Source organism: Pseudomonas sp. JV245A (assembly GCF_032424515.1).
Classification (GTDB): Bacteria; Pseudomonadota; Gammaproteobacteria; order Pseudomonadales; family Pseudomonadaceae; genus Aquipseudomonas; species Aquipseudomonas protegens.
Genome location: NZ_VYKE01000446.1, coordinates 1 through 874, shown reverse-complemented (window position 1 = coordinate 874; position 874 = coordinate 1). Strand labels below are relative to the sequence as shown.

Genomic DNA, 874 nt, shown 5'->3' with positions numbered 1-874 from the left:
CCTGGACAGCGGCAGGCTGGTACCGGTACTGGAAGCCTTCAACCAGGCGCCGCTGGAAAGTTTTTATGCGCTGTATGTCGGCCAGGGCGGCCACGTGCCGTCGCGGGTGCGGGTGTTCATCGACTTCCTGGCGCAGCGGGTGCGCTTGTAGCCGCCACTGGTCAGGCGTGGCGACGGATGCTTGAATCAACCCCCTGGCGACTTTTCCAAGGACAGAACATGCATGCAGTTTTCCAACGACTGGTGAGCCTGCTGGACAGCCACCAGGCGCGCTATCGGGTGATTTTTCACCCGGCCGAAGGGCAGTCGGCGCGGGTTGCCGAGATCCGCGGCACCGAACCTGGGCAGGGGGCCAAGGCCATGCTCTGCAGCCTCAAGGGCACAGACGAGGTGTATGGGCTGGTGATTCTCAGCGGCGACCAGAAGCTGGACATGAAAAAGGTCGGCGCGGCCCTGGGGGGCAAGAAGGCGCAACTGGTATCGCCGGAGCTGGCCAGGGAGCTGACTGGTTGCGTGATCGGCGCCATAGCTCCGCTGAGTTTCGATCCGCGCATCCGGCTGATCGTCGACCCGCAACTGACCTCCCGCTACAGCGAGATCGCCTTCAACGCCGGGCGCCTGGATGCCTCCATGGTGCTCGATACCCAGGACTACCTGAGGGTCGCCCAGCCGCTGCTGCTGAGCGTGACCCGGGACCTGGAGAGCGACAGCGCCCAGCCCGGTTGAAGGCGGCTACCAGCTCAACCGAACCAGGGCCTCGGCAAAGGCGGTGAGCTTCGGCGAGCACTGGCGCGAGGGCGGATACACCAGCGACAGCTCGCGGCTGCGCCCGGCATGTTCCTGCAGCACCGGCACCAGCCGGCCGGTGTCCAGG

General features: G+C 65.8%; 1 protein-coding gene and 1 pseudogene. One reads left to right on the top strand and one right to left on the bottom strand.

The window, feature by feature from the left end:
• Positions 1-219: 219 nt before the first annotated feature.
• A complete protein-coding gene (locus F6S12_RS32340) occupies positions 220-726 on the top strand; it encodes a YbaK/prolyl-tRNA synthetase associated domain-containing protein (protein WP_011063447.1) in 507 nt (168 codons plus the stop codon).
• 6 nt (positions 727-732) lie between these two features.
• On the opposite strand, the pseudogene F6S12_RS32335 reads toward F6S12_RS32340, so the two are convergent.
• Positions 733-874, bottom strand: a pseudogene (locus F6S12_RS32335) (LysR family transcriptional regulator); the annotation flags it as partial.

Coding starts and splice junctions, on each gene's coding strand:
- F6S12_RS32340 (WP_011063447.1), top strand. CDS start 220: ATGCATGCAGTTTTCCAACGACTGGTGAGCCTGCTGGACAGCCACCAG.